This is a genomic window from Pseudoalteromonas sp. S558 (genome assembly GCF_005886635.1).
Lineage (GTDB): Bacteria > Pseudomonadota > Gammaproteobacteria > Enterobacterales > Alteromonadaceae > Pseudoalteromonas > Pseudoalteromonas aliena.
Genome location: NZ_PNDU01000548.1, coordinates 1 through 2350, shown reverse-complemented (window position 1 = coordinate 2350; position 2350 = coordinate 1). Strand labels below are relative to the sequence as shown.

Below are 2350 nucleotides of genomic sequence, written 5' to 3'. Positions count from 1 at the left end.
ATTTAAATTCAACGCAGTTAGCGCTGAAAATAGCTGCTCGAGATAGATTTATTATCCAGAGTTCAGGTTACTGAATCAATTTGAGGATTAACCCGACGCTAACTGCGTTAAAATTTCTGATATAGAAAAAAAACAACGAAATCTCGTCTTGTTATCGACAAAGTTTTTTACCTCAAAATAAACTTCTTAATTAAGTGGATTGGTATTAAAGAGATATTATTGTCAGATTTATTCATAGCAGTATTTACAAATGTTGGTGTTATTTTAGTTTTAATCCTAAAAGTATCAAAAAGGTTTTTATAAGCTTAATTAGGTCTTTCACTTTATTAGGTTTTTTTATTTTTTACTTTATTTAAAAGTGTTGAGGCTGGTATAAGTTGATATTTACATCATGGCGAGATGAAAAGTCAGCGCTTTAAACTTTGTGTTCCGATCTTGTGTAATAAGCTGTAATAGGTCTTTGTATTAATAGCTGTTAACTTAAATCTTACTGAAAAATATAAATACAGTAAATTTTATTTTAATAGTTAATATAAGGAAGATCACGATGTGTACAGATTTCTCAATTAAAGCCGTAAGTTCTAACTTTCAAAAAAGTATTCCAGTGATAGGCCGCTCAATGGAGTTGGGGCCAGATTTAAAATCAGAACTATTTTTTAGGCCTAAAAAGTATATATATAAGCAAATTACCTTAACATCGAGTCAGTCAGATTTACAGGATGACTCTGCACAATTTGTACTTCGTGACGATATTGATGTTATTAATAAACACCTTCTTGCTTGGACTGGTGATTATGGCTTTGTTGCTATGAATGGGTTTAAGCTTGCTATAGCTGAAACTTTAGGTGTAGAAGAGACATTTGCGAATATAGCCACTAATGGATTAAACACAGAAGGCTTAACTACCGGATCTATGGTATTAGCGCAAAGTGAGTACCAATATCCAATATCAAAAACTTGTAACAATCAAGATATTATTTACTACCCTAGCCTTCCTGCGTGGATATTATCAAGCTGTAGCACTTGCCAAGATGTTATTAATGGATTGGACTATGACAAATTGGTGTTAAACAAAGGTGGATCTGATTTAAAAGAATGCGATTTAGATACAAAAGATAAAATTTTAGTTGTTAGTCCTTTTTCTAAAGCTCCAAATGCAATGAAGTTTCATTTTCCTGTGCATGATGCTGAAGGGAATAGCATTGTTTTAGAATATGCTCAAGGGAAGCTAACCATAACAGACCTTAATCCAATCGGTGTTCTTACTAATGATCCTTTAATTGCTTGGCAACAAGAAAATGTTCGTTATAACTATGTAAATGTAATGCCATTTAATTTTCAGAATGAACAAGGAGAGCCAACGACACCGAGTGTAAGTGCATATGAAAGTGCAGCCTCTAATTTTCAGTGTAATTCCTATGCGCAAGGAACTGGATTTTCAGGTGTTCCTGGAAGTTCAACACCCGTTGATCGTTTTGTGAGAGCGGCAATGATGACTAATTTTTCATTTCCAGTTACACAATTCACTTCCCAATATGAAATAGATGAAGCGAATGATTTTAAGTCTAATGTAGCCAAAGATGCTGAATTAATGAAAGAAGTGCCCTCAATAAACAACAATATTAAAGTAGGAAAAGAGGATGCGACTACGCTGGCTTTTCATATATTAAATACGGTCGATATTCCATTGGGAACAAGTCGAGATTCACAAGGCGAAAACGTCCATGATTTCACACAGTGGGTTACTGTATCTGATTTAAAAAATAAAATATTTTCAGTTAGAATGTACCAATCACCGCAAGTATTTAGGATTAATTTGATGGAGTTAGAGCTTGAAGGTTTAAAAAATTACACTCATCAGTTAGACACAAATATTAAATCTATGGATATAACAACCCAATTAAATAAAAACTCTTAATCTTATATTTGAAAAATAAGTGCTAGATAGGTTTCATTTTAAAATTAATAATAGCTTTTTTTGAATTCCTATTTAGCACGAACTCTGGCTGAGGATTTACTAAAATTTTGAATTGTAATGATATTTAAATTTTTTTTAGCTAGGTATTTTCAGTGAAACAATAGAGTGGGTCTAGGGCGTGTTGATCTTTGTGGATTGAAATTTGTTCAATCCAAGGGCTATTTAATTGCGGCGCGAGATTTGTAACCTAGTGGGCTTGGTAACTGCTCCTGCGTTACTCTAGTGGCTTACATCCCTGTAAGAATAAGTAAAAGCCGAGCAAAGCTTCGGGGTCCTGCTCACGCCCCTTACCTGCATCCGTGTAAGCAACAAAGAGTAAATAGCCCCTAGAAAGCATCCAAGGGGCAGCGTATGAGTGGGATTGAATCGACT

At 34.0% G+C, this 2350-nt stretch carries 1 protein-coding gene; it reads left to right on the top strand.

The features are described 5' to 3' along the window. Positions 1 to 547: 547 nt before the first annotated feature. Complete coding sequence (locus tag CWB66_RS21365; RefSeq protein WP_138586995.1) at positions 548 to 1918, top strand: linear amide C-N hydrolase; 1371 nt, start codon at positions 548 to 550, stop codon at positions 1916 to 1918. Positions 1919 to 2350: the final 432 nt, after the last annotated feature.

Bases quoted from the DNA above. Each gene is read 5' to 3' on its own strand.
- CWB66_RS21365 (WP_138586995.1), top strand. From the start codon at position 548: ATGTGTACAGATTTCTCAATTAAAGCCGTAAGTTCTAACTTTCAAAAA.